Annotated in this window: 1 pseudogene; it reads right to left on the bottom strand. The window is 61.5% G+C overall.

What is annotated here, in order from left to right:
• Nucleotides 1-746 (bottom strand): annotated as a pseudogene (locus EOA33_RS37455) (DNA-directed RNA polymerase subunit beta'); the annotation flags it as partial.

Below are 746 nucleotides of genomic sequence, written 5' to 3'. Positions count from 1 at the left end.
GGTGAGGCCCTTGTCGGTGCCGCAGTCGAGCGAGTTGACGATGCAGTCCTGCGCCACGTCGACGAGACGACGGGTGAGGTAACCCGAGTTCGCCGTCTTCAGAGCGGTGTCGGCTAGACCCTTGCGGGCGCCGTGGGTCGAGTTGAAGTACTCGAGCACGGTGAGGCCTTCCTTGAAGTTCGAGATGATCGGCGTCTCGATGATTTCGCCCGACGGCTTTGCCATCAGGCCGCGCATGCCGGCGAGCTGGCGCATCTGGGTGGGCGAACCGCGCGCACCCGAATGCGACATCATGTAAATCGAGTTCATCGGCTTCTGACGGCCGTTGTCCTCGAACTCGACGGCCTTGATGCGGGCCATCATCTCGTCGGCGACCTTTTCCGAGCACTTGGCCCAGGCATCGACGACCTTGTTGTACTTCTCGCCCTGGGTGATCAGGCCGTCATTGTACTGCTGCTCGTATTCCTTGGCCAAAGCCTCGGTCTCGGACACCAGCTTGATCTTGGTGTCCGGGATCAGCATGTCGTCCTTGCCGAACGAGATGCCGGCGCGGCAGGCATGCGCGAAGCCGAGCGCCATGATGCGATCGCAGAAAATGACCGTCTCCTTCTGACCGCAATGGCGGTAGACGGGGTCGATCATCTTGGAGATGTTCTTCTTGGTCATCTCCTGGTTGGCGGTCTCGGAGGGCACGTTGACGTTCTTCGGCAGCAGCTCGCCGATGATCATGCGGCCGGGCGTGGGGT

It is taken from the genome of Mesorhizobium sp. M4A.F.Ca.ET.050.02.1.1, assembly GCF_003997725.1.
Lineage (GTDB): Bacteria > Pseudomonadota > Alphaproteobacteria > Rhizobiales > Rhizobiaceae > Mesorhizobium.
This window is presented reverse-complemented; position numbering and strand designations above follow the sequence as displayed.